The organism is Sphingopyxis sp. (assembly GCF_965279755.1).
Classification (GTDB): Bacteria; Pseudomonadota; Alphaproteobacteria; order Sphingomonadales; family Sphingomonadaceae; genus Sphingopyxis.
Window position 1 is genome coordinate 2,037,819 of sequence record NZ_OZ257261.1, and the last position, 12,791, is coordinate 2,050,609.

Annotated in this window: 15 protein-coding genes; 12 read left to right on the forward strand and 3 right to left on the reverse strand. The window is 67.8% G+C overall.

Annotated features, from left to right (window positions below; genetic code table 11):
• Positions 1-2: 2 nt before the first annotated feature.
• Complete coding sequence (locus ACQY80_RS09990; protein ID WP_428678793.1) at positions 3-254, forward strand: hypothetical protein; 252 nt, start codon at positions 3-5, stop codon at positions 252-254.
• Between the two features lie 52 nt (positions 255-306).
• Here ACQY80_RS09990 and ACQY80_RS09995 read toward each other — a convergent pair whose 3' ends face one another.
• The gene (locus ACQY80_RS09995) at positions 307-645 is read right to left on the reverse strand and encodes a hypothetical protein (RefSeq protein ID WP_428678795.1); all 339 of its coding nucleotides are present in this window, start codon (positions 643-645) and stop codon (positions 307-309) included.
• Positions 646-696: 51 nt separating this feature from the next.
• Here ACQY80_RS09995 and ACQY80_RS10000 point away from each other — a divergent pair, with 51 nt between their 5' ends.
• The 11 genes from ACQY80_RS10000 (at position 697) to ACQY80_RS10050 (ending at position 10,292) form a co-directional block, all read left to right on the forward strand.
• Positions 697-1,104 (forward strand): phage major tail protein, TP901-1 family, encoded by a 408-nt coding sequence (locus ACQY80_RS10000; RefSeq protein WP_428678798.1) that lies wholly within the window; start codon positions 697-699, stop codon positions 1,102-1,104.
• On the forward strand, positions 1,101-1,412 hold the full coding sequence (locus tag ACQY80_RS10005; RefSeq protein WP_428678800.1) for a gene transfer agent family protein: 312 nt from the start codon (positions 1,101-1,103) through the stop codon (positions 1,410-1,412). The genes ACQY80_RS10000 and ACQY80_RS10005 overlap by 4 nt, the downstream gene beginning before the upstream one ends.
• A gap of 1 nt (position 1,413) precedes the next feature.
• A complete protein-coding gene (locus ACQY80_RS10010) occupies positions 1,414-1,617 on the forward strand; it encodes a phage tail assembly chaperone (protein ID WP_428678803.1) in 204 nt (67 codons plus the stop codon).
• Entirely contained in the window at positions 1,610-2,188 is a 579-nt protein-coding gene (locus tag ACQY80_RS10015; protein ID WP_428678805.1) for a tail tape measure protein, read from the forward strand. The genes ACQY80_RS10010 and ACQY80_RS10015 overlap by 8 nt, the downstream gene beginning before the upstream one ends.
• Positions 2,188-4,506 carry a DUF2460 domain-containing protein gene (locus ACQY80_RS10020; protein WP_428678807.1) on the forward strand — a complete coding sequence of 773 codons (2,319 nt, stop codon included), beginning with the start codon at positions 2,188-2,190 and terminating at the stop codon, positions 4,504-4,506. Before ACQY80_RS10015 ends, ACQY80_RS10020 begins: the two co-directional genes overlap by 1 nt.
• A complete protein-coding gene (locus ACQY80_RS10025; RefSeq protein ID WP_428678810.1) occupies positions 4,500-5,321 on the forward strand; it encodes a DUF2163 domain-containing protein in 822 nt (273 codons plus the stop codon). The genes ACQY80_RS10020 and ACQY80_RS10025 overlap by 7 nt, the downstream gene beginning before the upstream one ends.
• Positions 5,314-5,715 (forward strand): NlpC/P60 family protein, encoded by a 402-nt coding sequence (locus tag ACQY80_RS10030; RefSeq protein ID WP_428678812.1) that lies wholly within the window; start codon positions 5,314-5,316, stop codon positions 5,713-5,715. The genes ACQY80_RS10025 and ACQY80_RS10030 overlap by 8 nt, the downstream gene beginning before the upstream one ends.
• Before the next feature lie 13 nt (positions 5,716-5,728).
• Entirely contained in the window at positions 5,729-7,903 is a 2,175-nt protein-coding gene (locus ACQY80_RS10035) for a phage tail baseplate protein (RefSeq protein WP_428678814.1), read from the forward strand.
• Positions 7,904-7,916: 13 nt separating this feature from the next.
• Complete coding sequence (locus tag ACQY80_RS10040) at positions 7,917-8,369, forward strand: DUF2793 domain-containing protein (RefSeq protein WP_428678817.1); 453 nt, start codon at positions 7,917-7,919, stop codon at positions 8,367-8,369.
• Positions 8,370-8,499: 130 nt separating this feature from the next.
• Positions 8,500-9,615: an OmpA family protein gene (locus ACQY80_RS10045; protein ID WP_428678819.1), complete on the forward strand. Its 1,116-nt coding sequence runs from the start codon at positions 8,500-8,502 to the stop codon at positions 9,613-9,615.
• Positions 9,616-9,857: 242 nt separating this feature from the next.
• Positions 9,858-10,292, forward strand: a complete 435-nt coding sequence (locus ACQY80_RS10050; protein ID WP_428678821.1) for an ExbD/TolR family protein — start codon at positions 9,858-9,860, stop codon at positions 10,290-10,292.
• Between the two features lie 22 nt (positions 10,293-10,314).
• Here the strand turns inward: ACQY80_RS10050 and ACQY80_RS10055 are convergent, their stop codons facing one another.
• Together ACQY80_RS10055 and ACQY80_RS10060 are read right to left on the reverse strand one after the other, a co-directional pair.
• Positions 10,315-10,860 carry a DUF1993 domain-containing protein gene (locus ACQY80_RS10055; protein WP_428678824.1) on the reverse strand — a complete coding sequence of 182 codons (546 nt, stop codon included), beginning with the start codon at positions 10,858-10,860 and terminating at the stop codon, positions 10,315-10,317.
• A 27-nt stretch (positions 10,861-10,887) separates the two neighbouring features.
• On the reverse strand, positions 10,888-12,669 hold the full coding sequence (locus ACQY80_RS10060; RefSeq protein WP_428678827.1) for an ABC transporter transmembrane domain-containing protein: 1,782 nt from the start codon (positions 12,667-12,669) through the stop codon (positions 10,888-10,890).
• Positions 12,670-12,791: the final 122 nt, after the last annotated feature.

Genomic DNA, 12,791 nt, shown 5'->3' on the forward strand with positions numbered 1-12,791 from the left:
TCATGAATTTCATCGCTCTTGTAGCAGGCGCAGTAGCGTTTGCCTCATGCTTGGTAGGCCTCGCCTTGCTTTGGCGCGCGAAGGCGTATGCGGTGCTGACCTACCTGTTCGCACTACCGGTGCTACATCTGGCCGTGCTTGGATTTTTACCGAACGGTCCGCGTATTATTGCATCAGCAATGGGTGCGCTTTTGATCGCTGCCCCGGTGGCGTTCATGCAGAGGAAGGCGAAGGCGACAAAGACGGCGCTCTAGAGGACGTCCGCGTTCCACTCCAAAGCCGACAATCGTCGGCTCGGCATGTGGCTCAATCGTCGCCGGGCATCGTGTTGGTCGAGGAATAATCCTTGAACTTGTCGGTGAAGCCGGCGTGATAATCCTCGACCTGCATTTCGGCATTGTCGGCGGCGTCGGTGGCATTGTCGCCGCCCGCGCGGTTGGCGGCGGTGACGGCGGCGCGGAAGGCTTCGCGCTCGGTATCGCACGCACCCTTTAGCGACATTTCATATTCGGCCTCGCCCATCTTCGCCTCGAGCGATTTCTTGAGGTGGCCGCGAAGGCATTTGGTGAAGGCGTTGCGCGTCGTGTCGACGTTGCCGGCCGGTGCGGGCGCCATGGCGGCCAGAGCCATACTCAAAATCAGCATCCTGCGACTCCCCAATTTGCAGAAACTTTTTTGTGTCGAGGAGATTAGACGATGGCAATCGAGAATGGGAGTGCCTTTCTGTTGAAGATCGGCAACGGCGAGGCGCCGCCGGCCTTTGCGACCGTGGCCGGGCTGCGCACGACGCAGATGGCGGTGAACGGCGAGGCGGTGAACGTCACGACCAAGGATTCGGGCGGCTGGCGCGAGCTGCTGTCGGGGGCAGGGGTGCGGTCGGTTTCGGTCAGCGCGGCGGGCATCTTCACCGGGTCCGCCGCCGAGGTGCGGCTGCGCGGCCATGCGCTGGCGGGCACGATCGACGATTATGAGCTGAGCTTCGAGAGCGGCGAACGGCTGCGCGGGCGGTTTCTGGTCACGCGCCTTGACTATGCAGGCGATTATAATGGCGAGCGCCAATATACGCTGAATCTGGAATCGAGCGGCGCGGTGGTGAGCCTGTGAGCGCGGCGAATGGCCTGCGCGGCGAGGCCGAACTGCGCGTCGGCGAGGCCGTGCATGTGCTGCGCCCGAGCTTTGCCGCGCTGGTTGCGGCCGAGGCGGAGCTGGGCCCGCTGTTCGCGCTGGTCGAACGCGCAGCCGAAGGCCGGCTGGGGCTGGGCGAGCTGGCGACCCTGTTCTGGCATTGCCTGCGCGATCGGCCGACGGCGTTGACGCGCGAGGCGGTCGGCGAAGCGGTTGTCGCCGGCGGTCTGGCGGCGGTGACCCCGGCGCTGCGCGTGCTGCTGGGGCAGATATTGCAGGGACGGTGACGTGACGGAGGAAGGCTTCGGTTCCGCCGCATTGGTGCTGGCGGGGGTGACGGCGCGCGTTCTGGGCTGGCGGCCCGATGATTTCTGGATGGCGACGCCCGCCGACGTCGCCGCGGTGCTGGCGGCGTGGCGCGAGGGTCGCGGCGACGGCGGGCTGGACCGGATGGGGCTGGCGGCGATGATGGAGCAATTTCCCGATGGATGAGATCGAAGAGATGGTCGTGGCGGTGCGCGCCGACACGGGCGCTTTCCGGCGCGAGATCGCGGCGCTGCGCGGCGAGCTGGAGGGGCCGCTGGTGGCGGGCGCCGACGCGGCGGGACGCGGGATCGAGCGGGCGCTGACGCGCGCGATCCTGAACGGCAAGCTGGGGTTCGAGGATCTGAAGCGGCTGGCGATGTCGGTGATGGCCGACATCGCGCGCGCCGCAATTTCGAACGGGATCGGTGCGGCGACGGGCGGCGGATCGGGGGCGAGCGGTGGAGGCGGGCTGCTGTCGCTCGGCACCTCGATCGCGATGGCGCTGTTCGGCGCGCCGGGCCGCGCGACGGGTGGGCCGGTGAGCGCGGGGCGTGCCTATCGCGTCGGCGAGCGCGGGCCCGAGCTGTTCGTGCCGACCGCGAGCGGGCGGGTCGAGGCGGCTGGCGGCACAGTGCGCAATATCGCAATCACAGTGAATGTGCAGGGGCAGGCGGCGAGCGAGCCGCAGCGGTTGACGCAGACCGGACGGCAGTTGGCGCGCGCGGTTCGGCGTGCCGTTGCGGCGGGTGAAGACTGATGGGCTGGGCGCTGCTCGCGGCGGCCGAGCCGCATCATCGCAAGAGCTGGCTGAAGCGCTTCGACCCGCGTTTCTGGACGGTCGATTTCGCGCGGCCGATGATGGCGAGCGTGGTGACGACCGCGCCCGACGCGCTGCGGGTCGAGGCGGTCTTTTACCGGAAGCAGGATCTGGCGGGACTGATATGGGAGGCTGTGGACCGCTGGGATCATGTGCTGCTCGGCTATGAGACGAAGCGCGATTTCCGGCACACGCAGCTGAGCTTCCGCTGGCGATCGGGCGGGGTGAAGCCGCTCGACGCGCTGCACGGGCCGACCTTGACGATCGAGGGGCGCGACGCGGCGGGGAGCCCGCGCGCCTGGTATGTAAGGCTGTGGAATTATGCCGTCGGGACGGGCGAGGAGGCGATCGTCAGTCTGGATTTCGACAATCTGGCGGGCGGTTTCCTGCACCCCGGCGAGGCCGACCCGGTGTGGGCGGGCGATGTCGACCGGATGTTCATTTCGCTGGTGCCGCCGGGTTATGACGGCGGATCGGGCGGACTCGCGGCGCCGGCGGAGGGCTGGGCCGAGATGCGCGGCATCGCGGCTGCCGGGTCGGGATCGGTGCTGGCGGTCGGCGATGCCGTGCTGCCCGAACAGGGTCTGGGGATCGCGAACGGCTATGACGATGTCTATCATCTGACGCCCGCCCGCGTGGTGCGGCAGATCGTCCAGCTCGGCTATCGCGGCGACGTCGTCCATTATGTCGGGATGAGTCATTATATGCGGCTCGCGGCCGATGGCGATGCCTTTCGGACGAGCGTCGCGGGCGGGGCGATCAATGCGCCGTGCATGGCGTGGCACCGGGCGTTTGCAGGGGAATGCGCGGCGGCGGGGCTGGGGCTGATCTGGTCGCTCTCCTATGAATTGTTCGACGCCTATTGCCCCGAAGGCTGGAAGCAGCGCGACGCCGATGGCGCGCCGGCGCTGACCGGTTGGGAGCCGCCGTCGACTTTGTTGTCGCCTGCGAATGACGAGGCGATGGGCTGGGTGCAGCTTGTCGCGCGGGCGTTTGTGGGGCTGGCGGTCGAGGCGGGGATGGCGGTAAAATTCCAGGTGGGCGAGCCATGGTGGTGGGTCGCGGACGGCGGACGGATTTGCGCCTATGACGCCGCGACCACGGCGGCGCTGGGCAGCGCCAGCGTGGCGATTGGCGATGTGCGCGGGTGCCTGACGGCACCGCAGCGGGCGATGCTCGATGCGCTGGGGGCGCTGCTGTCGGCGTCGACCGATGCGCTGGTCGCGGCGGCGCGCGACGAGGCGGGCGGGGCGGTGACGAGCCATCTGCTCGTCTATCTGCCGACCGTGCTCGACCCCGCCGCGCCCGAGCTTCGCCGCGCCAATGTGCCGATGGGCTGGGCCGCGCCCGCGTTCGATGTGCTGCAGCTCGAGGATTATGACTGGGTGACCGGCGGGCGCGGCGGCGCGACCGCGGGCGCGCGGACGGCGATGGCGGTGCGGCTCGGCTATCCGGTTGAGGCGCAGCATTATTTTTCGGGCTTTGTGCTTCGCGCCGAGGAGCGCGCGCAATGGGCAGCGATTGCCGATGCGGCCGACGCGGCGCGGCGCGATGTGGCGCGGACCTTCGTCTGGGCGTTGCCGCAGGTGGCGCGCGACGGGTTTGTGGCGTTCGACGGGGAGGATGATGTGCAGGCTTTCGATGCGGTCGATTTTCCGCTGGCGATCGGGCGCGAGGCGACGGCGCTGACCGAATTTTCCACACAGGTCGTCCGTTCGCCGTCGGGGCACGAGCAGCGCGCGAGCGAATGGGCCGAGGCGCGGATGCGCTATGATGCGGGTCCAGGGGTGCGGTCGGAAGCCGACGTGCGGACGCTCGCCGACTTCTTCCGGGCGCGGCGCGGGGCGGCGCGGGCGTTCCGCTTTCGCGATCTGTTTGACTGCAGCTCGGCCGGCGATGGCGGGTTGCCGGGGCCGGGAGACCAACTGCTCGAGCTGGGCGACGGGGTGCGTCGTCAGTTCGCGCTGGTGAAGCGCTATGGCGTGGGGGACGCCGAACAGGTTCGCAGCATACGCCTGCCGGTCGAAGAGAGCGTGCGCGTGTCGGTCGACGGGATCGAGACGGCCGCTTTTGTGGTGACCGGGGACGGCGAGGTGCTGCTGGATGTGCCGCCGTCTGATGGCGTGGCGGTGCGCGCGGGTTTTCTGTTCAACGTCGCGGTGCGTTTCGCCGAGGACCGGCTCGAGGTGAGCCGCGCGACCTTTCTGGCGGGCGAGATTGCCAGCGTCCCGCTGGTCGAGGTGCGGGCGCCATGGTGAGCGCTCCGGACTGGCTGCGCGAAGAGCTGGTGTCGCTCGCCTGGTGCTGGCGATTGTCGCGGCGCGACGGGGTGGTGATCGGACTGACCTCGCACGACCGCGACCTGATCGTGGGGGGCGTGCCCTATCGCGCGGCGCCGGGGATGAAGCCTTCGGCGCTGGAGACGAGCGATAGCCTCGACGCAAGCACGATGGATCTGGAAGGTGCGGTCAGCAGCGAGGCGATTGCGGCCGCCGATCTCGATGCGGGGCGCTGGGACGGGGCGGAGCTGACGCTGTTCGTGACCGACTGGACCGCGCCTGACGCGGAGCCGGTGACCGTCGCGCGCGGGTCGCTAGGCGCGGTCGAGCGACGCGGCGCGGCGTTTACCGTGGAGTTGCAAGGCGTGACGCGCGCACTCGACCAGCCGGCATGCCCAGCGACTTCGCCCTCGTGCCGCGCGATGCTGGGCGATCCGGCGTGCCGTGTCGATCTGGCGGGTCGCACGCATGTCCGGCGTGTGGTCGCGGCGGAGGAACGGACAGTGACGCTCGATACGCCGCTCGCGCCCGGCGTGATGACGTTCGGCGAGCTTGGCTGGCTGGAAGGCGCGGTCTGCGGGCTGGCGAGTCCGGTAATCGGCGCGGACGGCGATACGCTCACCCTGGCCGAGATGCCGCCGGTGCTGCCGCCGCTACCGCTGCGCGTGCGGCTGGTTGAGGGGTGCGACAAGCAGCTTTCGACGTGCCGGGCGCGCTTTGCCAATGCAGTCAATTTTCGCGGCGAGGCGCATCTGCCGGGCAATGATCTGTTGACGCGCTACCCGGGTGGCTGACGATATCGGCGCGCGTGCCCTCGCGGCGGCGCGGGCGATGGTCGGGGCGCGGTTCCGGCCGCAGGGGCGCGATCCGGGGACGGGTCTCGACTGCGTGGGGCTGGTGTGGGCGGCCTATGCGAGGGCGGGGTGCATGCTGCGGGCGCCGCGCGATTATCCGCTGCGCGGGTGGAACGAGGAGCGGATTGTCGCTGCGCTGGCGGCGGCGGGATTTCGCGTCGTGACCGATGTCCGCGATGGCGATGTGGCGCTGATCGCGCTGCCCGCGGGGCAATTTCATCTCGGGCTGATCGGCGGGGACCGGATGGTGCACGCGCATGCCGGCTTGCGGCGGGTTGTCGAAACGCCGCCGGACGACGGGTTTGCAGACGCCACGCGCTGGCGGTTCGAATGACAGGGGGACAATCATGGCAACTCTGGTGCTGACGGTGGTCGGCGGGATCGTGGGCGGGCCGGTAGGAGCGGCGATCGGCGCGGCGGTGGGCCAGCAGATCGATGCGGCGATCTTCAAGCCCAAGGGGCGCGAGGGGCCGCGGCTCGCCGACCTGAAGGTGCAGGCCTCAACCTATGGTCAACAGATTCCGAAACTGTTCGGGACGATGCGCGTCGCGGGGAGCGTGATCTGGGCGACCGACCTGATCGAACGCCGTAACAAGCGCGGCGGCGGCAAGGGGCGGCCCTCGACGACCGAATATAGCTATGCGGTGTCGCTGGCGGTCGCGCTGTCGTCGCGGCCGGTGGGCGCGATCCGCCGCATCTGGGCCGACGGCAATCTGCTGCGCGGGGCGAGCGGATCGTTTCAGGAGCGCTGCGTCTTTCGCTGGCACGACGGGCGCGAGGACCAGCCGGTCGATCCGCTGATTGCCTCTGCCGTCGGAATGGATTCTGCGAGCGCGTTTCGGGGTCTCGCCTATGTGGTGTTCGAGGAACTGGAGCTTGGCGCGTTCGGCAACCGCATCCCGTCGCTGACCTTTGAGGTCGAGGCCGATGCGGGTCCGGTCGATAGCGGCTTCGTTGGCAACAGCCTGCTCGGCGAGGCAGAGCGGTGTGCCGGGCTGTGGCCGGTCAATGGTTATGCGGCGTCGGGCGACAGGGTGCGCGATGCGCTGGCGCCGCTGTTCGAGATCGACGGCACACGGCTGGCGAGCGATCCGGCAGGGTGGCGGCTCGCCGCGCCGGCACCGGACGCCGCTACATTCGCGCTCGACGATTTTGCGGAGAACAGGCGCGTGTCGGCGCCGGCGGACATCGCCGAGCGGCGCCGTGCGCCGCTGTCGTCGCTGCCGGGCGCAATCCGCCTTCGCCATTATGAGCCCGAGCGCGATTATCAGCTTGGGCAGCAGATGACGGCCGTCGCAGGCGGCGGGGTTCGCGAAGAGCGTATCGACCTGCCTGCGGTGCTGGCGGCGGGATCGGCGCGCGCGCTCGCCGGGAAGCTGGCGCGGTCGGCTGCCGATGGGCGCGAAACCTTGCTATGGTCGGCGGACCTCGCCGCGCTCGCGCTGCCGGTCGGCGGCCTGATCGCGTTCGGCGACGGAAGCCGTTGGCAGGTCGCGGCGCGCACGGTGCGCGATGCCGATATCATGCTGGAATTGCGGCGGCATCAACCGGCGCCGGTCGAGATGGTTGCCGCCGATCCGGGCGTCCCGGTCACGAGTCCCGACTGGCCCGATGCCGACGCGGTCGTGAGCCTGTTCGACCTGCCAAATATCGGCGGAGCGGCGGCCACGGCGCCCCGACTGGTCGTCGCTGCCGCGGGGAGCAACGACGGCTGGCGCGGGGCCGATGTCTGGATGCAGCCCGCGGCAGGCGCCGAGCCGATTGCGGTTGGTTCGGCGCGCCCCGCTGCTGCGCTGGGGATGCTCGATGCGGCGCTGCCCGCGGGGACGACCCGGCTTTTGGATCTGGCGAATGCGATCGAGGTGAGACTGGTCAATTCGTCGATGACGCTCGAATCGGTTGACGACCGGGCGCTGCTCGGGGGCGCGAACCGGGCGATGGTGGGCGGCGAGCTGCTGCAGTTCGGACGCGCCGAAATGGTCGGCGCCGACGTCTGGCGATTGTCGCGCCTGCTGCGCGGGCGTTGCGGGTCGGACTCAACAGCACATGCGGCGGGGGAAGCGTTCGCGCTGGTCGAGGATCCTTTTCTGCTTCCGATTCCCGACGATCTCGCACGGATGGCCGAAGGCGGCGGTGCGATCCTGCAATGGGCGTCGCGAACGGACAGTGCCGTCAGCGCAATCGCGGTGCCGGCGGTGGGGCTGGCGCTGCGTCCGCCGGCGCCGGTGCATGGCAGATTGCGTCGCACCGGCGATGGCGGGATCGAGATCGGCTGGGTGCGATGTTCGCGGGTCGATAGCGGGTGGCGCGACCATGTTGATGTTGCAGGCGGCGAGAGCCGCGAGGCCTGGCGCATCGACTTGATGCCCGTGCTTCCGGGTGTCGGGCCGTGGGAGACCAGCTTACCATCGCTGGTGATCGACGCCGCGACGGTGGCGGTGCTGCCGCCGGCCACGATCGTCTCGATCCGCCAGATCGGCGACTTCACCCTCTCCCCGCCGCTTTCCCTGCCGCTGAATTGATGAGGAGGCTTTGATGGCCGAACCGATGGAAACCGCACGCTTTTCCCTGCCGCTGCTCGCGATGGCGCAGGCCCAGAAGGAGGTGACGCATAATGAAGCGCTGACCCTGCTCGACGCGCTGGTTCATCTTGCGATCGAGGACGGACCGATCGCCACGCCGCCGGCCACGCCAGATTCCGGGCAGTGCTGGCTGGTAGCAGCGGGTGCGAGCGGCGACTGGACCGGGCAGGCCGACAGCATCGCGCTCTGGTGCGATGGCGGCTGGAGGTTCGTGGCGCCGCGCGCCGGCACGCGCGCCGTTCGGGTTTCCGACGGAGCGGTGCTCCGATATCGAGGCGGCGAATGGTCCGGACCGGAGGCCGTTTCGACTCCGGCCGGGGGTGTCACAATCGATGCTGAAGCACGTGTTGCCATTTCGGCTTTGATTCTGTTACTGGAGGCGCATGGCCTTCTGATTTCAGGCTGATTTTGCCTTTATTCGAATGGCAAGTGCGACTTTTTGGCAACAGATTGACGATTTGTTAGCTTGCGCGGAACCAAAGGCACAGGTAGGACGTCTGTCGAGACGTATATCTCAATTGAAAGGGGAATTCACTATGAGGAAGCTTGCCGTCGCTGTGGCGTTGGCCTCCACTGCCCTGGCGTCGCCTGCTCTGGCGCGCGACAACTCGTGGTATGTTGGTGTCGGTGGTGGTGTGATGCTGGTCGAAGATCTCGACCTGGACATTGGCACTGTCAATAACGCTGGTACGCTCGATCATCGCAAGGGCTACGACGTCGAAGGCACCGTTGGTTACGACTTCGGTGGTTTCCGCGCTGAAGTCGAAGTCGGCTATCGCGAAGCGGACATCAAGGGTGGCACGTTCGTGACCCCCGGCATTCCGCAGACTCCGAGCGGCGCTGGCCTGCTCTACACGGGTTCGCCGCGCCTTAACGGCGACAGCAACGCCCTGAGCTTCATGGTCAACGGCCTGCTTGACTTCGGTGACGATGATGGCCTTCAGGGCTTCGTCGGCGGTGGTGTCGGTGTCGCCCGCGTGTCGGTCGAACCCGTCTTCGCCGGTCCGTTCCTTGACGATTCGGACACCGGCTTCGCCTGGCAGGCAATCGCGGGCGTTCGCGCTCCGATCAGCAAGAACTGGGACGTTGGCCTGAAGTATCGCTTCTTCAACGCCAGCAACCTCGATCTGGTCGATCAGGTCGGTCGCGACGTTTCGACGCGCTTCCGTTCGCACTCGATCCTCGGCACGCTGACCTACAACTTCGGTGGTCCGGAAGTCGTAGCACCGCCGCCGCCGGTCGTGGCTCCGCCGCCGCCGCCGCCGGTCGTGGCTCCGCCGCCGCCGCCGCCGCCGGTTTGCCAGCCCGGACCGTATATCGTGTATTTCGACTGGGATCAGTCGGCGATCACGCCGGAAGCCGCTTCGACGCTGGACAACGCGATCAGCGCCTACAACCGTGGCTGCTCGGGTACGCAGGTTTGGCTCGCCGGTCACGCTGACCGTTCGGGTTCGGCCAAGTACAACGTCGGCCTGTCGCAGCGCCGCAACGATGCGGTCCGCAGCTACCTGACCGCTCGCGGCATCTCGGATGGCGTCATCTCGGCAGAAGCGTTCGGCGAAAGCCGTCCGGCTGTCGCGACCGCCGACGGCGTGCGCAACGACCAGAACCGTCGCGTGGAAATCAAGTACGGCCCGGGTTCGGGCAACTAAGATTTTCAGGCCCGGTTTCGGGTTGGAAGACAAAGAGGGGCGGTACCGCAAGGTGCCGCCCTTTCTTTTTGTCCTCGCTGTGTGACCGTCCCGCGTTCCGGCGCGCTTTTTATTTGCAGCTTCCGAAAAATGTTATACCATAACATATCCGGTCGGGAGACTGCGGTTCGGGTGCCGTAGCCCCGCCAGTAGCGCGGACGAGCGTGTGAGGCGCCTCGGGCCGCCCGACAGGGAGCGACAGGATGCGTAGACGCAGCAAGTTCCACCGCAGCATTTTCCGGGCCGATCCCAATGGCGAGCCGGCGATCAACACGACGCCGCTGATCGACGTCATGCTGGTGATGCTGGTGATGTTCATCATCACCCTGCCGCCGCCGACGCACAGCGTCGATATCACGCTGCCGACCGAGGGTGGGCACGGCAAGATCCTCGACGAAAACCGGGTCACGATCGACACCAGCGACGTCATCCGCTGGAACGGCGAAGCGGTCGATCTGGCCCAGCTCGGCCAGTTGGTCAAAACCGCGGCCGAAAGGCCCGAGCAGCCGACGCTGATGCTCGAACCCGACGCGCAGGCGCGCTATCTGCGGGTCGATCAGGCGATCGGCGCGATCCGCCGCAACGGCGGCAGCAAGATCGCCTTCCCGGGCATTCACCAATATGGCGGGCTGATCTGAGCCGCCGCGTGCGTCCGCCGGCTTAGCTGGCGGGCGCGGTTCCGGGGCGGAGATATTGCGTGAAATAGCTGACATAGTCGGCCTTGCCGAGCGGGACGCCCATGTGACGGAGGATGCCGTAGGCGGCGACGAGATGGAAGTAGAATTGCGGCTGCGCCCAGTCGCGGACATATGTGGCGGCGGTCATGTCGAAGACCATGCCATTGGGCAGGTCGAAGCTGACGGCCCTGCCGTCGTCATCGCCGAACGCGCCCGCATCGAGGCCATCGAGCCATGCGAGCGTCGCCGCGATCTGGGATTGAAGTCCGGCGAAATCGCCCGCATCCTCGCCGAGATCGGGCGCGCCGGTGGCGCCGAGGCGTGTCGCAGCCTGAATCGCTTGGGCGCAGGAAAAGCGGACCTGCGAGGCAAACGGGAACATGTCGGGCGCGAGGCGCGAAGCGATGAACTGCAGTTCGCCGACGCCATTTTGCTCTCCCCAGTCGAGCGCCCTGCCGAGCTGGCCGGACAGCGCGCGAAGGCCGTTCTGATAGGCGGGTATGGTGAGGTCGTAGATCGTGATCGGCATGGTGGCTTCCCTTGAAGGATCGCTGGGTCAGGCGGCGGCGAGATTGTCCTGGAACTGGAGCCGCGCAAGGCGGGCGTAGAGACCGTCGGCGACGACGAGCGCGTCATGCTTGCCCTCCTCGACGATGCGGCCATCGTCCATCACCACGATGCGGTCGGCGGCGCGGACGGTCGCGAGACGGTGCGCGATGACGATCGTCGTGCGGTCGTGCATCAGCGTTTCGAGCGCGTCCTGCACCAGCTTTTCGGACTCGGCGTCGAGCGCAGAGGTTGCTTCATCGAGCAGAAGCAGTGGCGCCCGGCGGAGCAGCGCGCGCGCGATCGCGACGCGCTGGCGCTGGCCGCCCGAAAGGCGCGCACCGCCTTCGCCCATGAAAGTGTCGAGCCCGTCGGGAAGTTTGCGCAGGAACTCCTCGGCATTGGCGGCGCGCGCGGCGTCCCACAGCTCGTCGTCGGTCGCGAGCCAGTTGCCATAGCGAAGATTGTCGCGCGCCGAGGCGGCGAAGATCACCGTTTCCTGCGGCACCATCGCGATGCGGGCGCGGAGATGCGCGGGGTCGAGATCGGGCAGCGGCACGCCGTCGAGACGGATCTGGCCACCCTGCGGATCGTAGAAGCGCTCGGCGAGCTGGAAGAGCGTCGATTTGCCGGCGCCCGAGGGGCCGACGATCGCGACGGTCTCGCGCGGCTGGATCGCGAGGCTGAAATCGTGGAGTGCCGGAGCATCGGGCCGCGTCGGATAGCGGAACTCGACATGGTCGAACTCGAGCGTGCCGGTCGCGGGTTCGGGCAATGCGCGCGGGCTGGCGGGCGGGGCGATGCTCGGCTCTGCAATCAGCAGTTCATGGAGGCGTTCGGCGGCGCCGGCGGCGCGGAGCAGGTCGCCATAGACTTCGGTCAGCGCGCCGAACGCGCCCGCGACGAGACCGCCGGTCAGCACGAAAGCGGCGATCGTGCCGCCGGTGATCGTGCCCGCCGCAACGCCCGCTGCACCGTACCAGAGAAGGGTGGTGATCGAGCCGAAGAGAAGACCGATAACGATCGCGGTCATTGTCGCGCGGAGGCGGATGCGGCGCTTTGCGGTCGCGAAATTGCTCTCGACGGCGCTGGTGAAACGGTCGGCCTCGCGCGCCTCTTGCCCGAAGGCCTGGACGATTTTCATCGCGCCCAATTGCTCGGCGGTCGTCGCGCCGATATCGGCGACACGGTCCTGGCTCGATCGCGAGACATTCTGCAGCCGGCGGCCGAGCAGGACGATCGGCATGATGATTACAGGAATGCCGACGAGGATGCCCGAGGTCAGCTTGGGCGAGAGCGAGAAGAGATAGACGATCCCGCCGATCCCCATGACGGTGTTGCGCAGTGCGACCGAGACCGTGGTGCCGACGGTCTGCTCGATAATTGCGGTGTCCGACGTCATGCGCGAGGCGATTTCAGACGGGCGGTTTTCCTCGAAGAAGCCGGGAGCGAGGCGGAGGAGGTTGCGCTGCACCGCTTCGCGGATGTCGGCGACGGTGCGTTCGCCGAGCCAGCTCACGAAATAGAAGCGCACTGCGGTTGCGAGCGCGAGGATCACCACGATCACGTAAAAGAAGCGGAAATGCGGGCTGACGTCGCCGCCGCCGGCGACGAACCCCGAATCGATCATTTCCTTGAACTGATAGGGGATCGCGAGTGTCGCGAGCGCCGCGACGCCGAGTGCGATCGCCGCGACCAGCAACTGGAGCGGATACCGGCTGGCATAGTGCCAGACCATGCGCAGGCTCGACAGCTTGCGGGGCGGAGCGGATTGGTCGGATTTGGTCGCCATTGCCATCGCCCCTAGCAGCCGCGCGGGTGCCGCTCAACGCCGCAGAATGGTGCACGGCTTCAAGGACCATGAAGCGGGGCTGCGTAAAGGGAGCGCGAGACCCGCTCGCGCTCCCTCGTTGC

What these genes read in the sequence shown, in the direction of transcription:
- ACQY80_RS10055 (WP_428678824.1), bottom strand. Translation starts at nt 10,860, where the DNA reads ATGCCGATCACGATCTACGACCTCACCATACCCGCCTATCAGAACGGC.
- ACQY80_RS10060 (WP_428678827.1), bottom strand. Translation starts at nt 12,669, where the DNA reads ATGGCGACCAAATCCGACCAATCCGCTCCGCCCCGCAAGCTGTCGAGC.
- ACQY80_RS10020 (WP_428678807.1), top strand. Translation starts at nt 2,188, where the DNA reads ATGGGCTGGGCGCTGCTCGCGGCGGCCGAGCCGCATCATCGCAAGAGC.
- ACQY80_RS10025 (WP_428678810.1), top strand. Translation starts at nt 4,500, where the DNA reads ATGGTGAGCGCTCCGGACTGGCTGCGCGAAGAGCTGGTGTCGCTCGCC.
- ACQY80_RS09990 (WP_428678793.1), top strand. Translation starts at nt 3, where the DNA reads ATGAATTTCATCGCTCTTGTAGCAGGCGCAGTAGCGTTTGCCTCATGC.
- ACQY80_RS10015 (WP_428678805.1), top strand. Translation starts at nt 1,610, where the DNA reads ATGGATGAGATCGAAGAGATGGTCGTGGCGGTGCGCGCCGACACGGGC.
- ACQY80_RS10000 (WP_428678798.1), top strand. Translation starts at nt 697, where the DNA reads ATGGCAATCGAGAATGGGAGTGCCTTTCTGTTGAAGATCGGCAACGGC.
- ACQY80_RS09995 (WP_428678795.1), bottom strand. Translation starts at nt 645, where the DNA reads ATGCTGATTTTGAGTATGGCTCTGGCCGCCATGGCGCCCGCACCGGCC.
- ACQY80_RS10045 (WP_428678819.1), top strand. Translation starts at nt 8,500, where the DNA reads ATGAGGAAGCTTGCCGTCGCTGTGGCGTTGGCCTCCACTGCCCTGGCG.
- ACQY80_RS10040 (WP_428678817.1), top strand. Translation starts at nt 7,917, where the DNA reads ATGGCCGAACCGATGGAAACCGCACGCTTTTCCCTGCCGCTGCTCGCG.
- ACQY80_RS10035 (WP_428678814.1), top strand. Translation starts at nt 5,729, where the DNA reads ATGGCAACTCTGGTGCTGACGGTGGTCGGCGGGATCGTGGGCGGGCCG.
- ACQY80_RS10050 (WP_428678821.1), top strand. Translation starts at nt 9,858, where the DNA reads ATGCGTAGACGCAGCAAGTTCCACCGCAGCATTTTCCGGGCCGATCCC.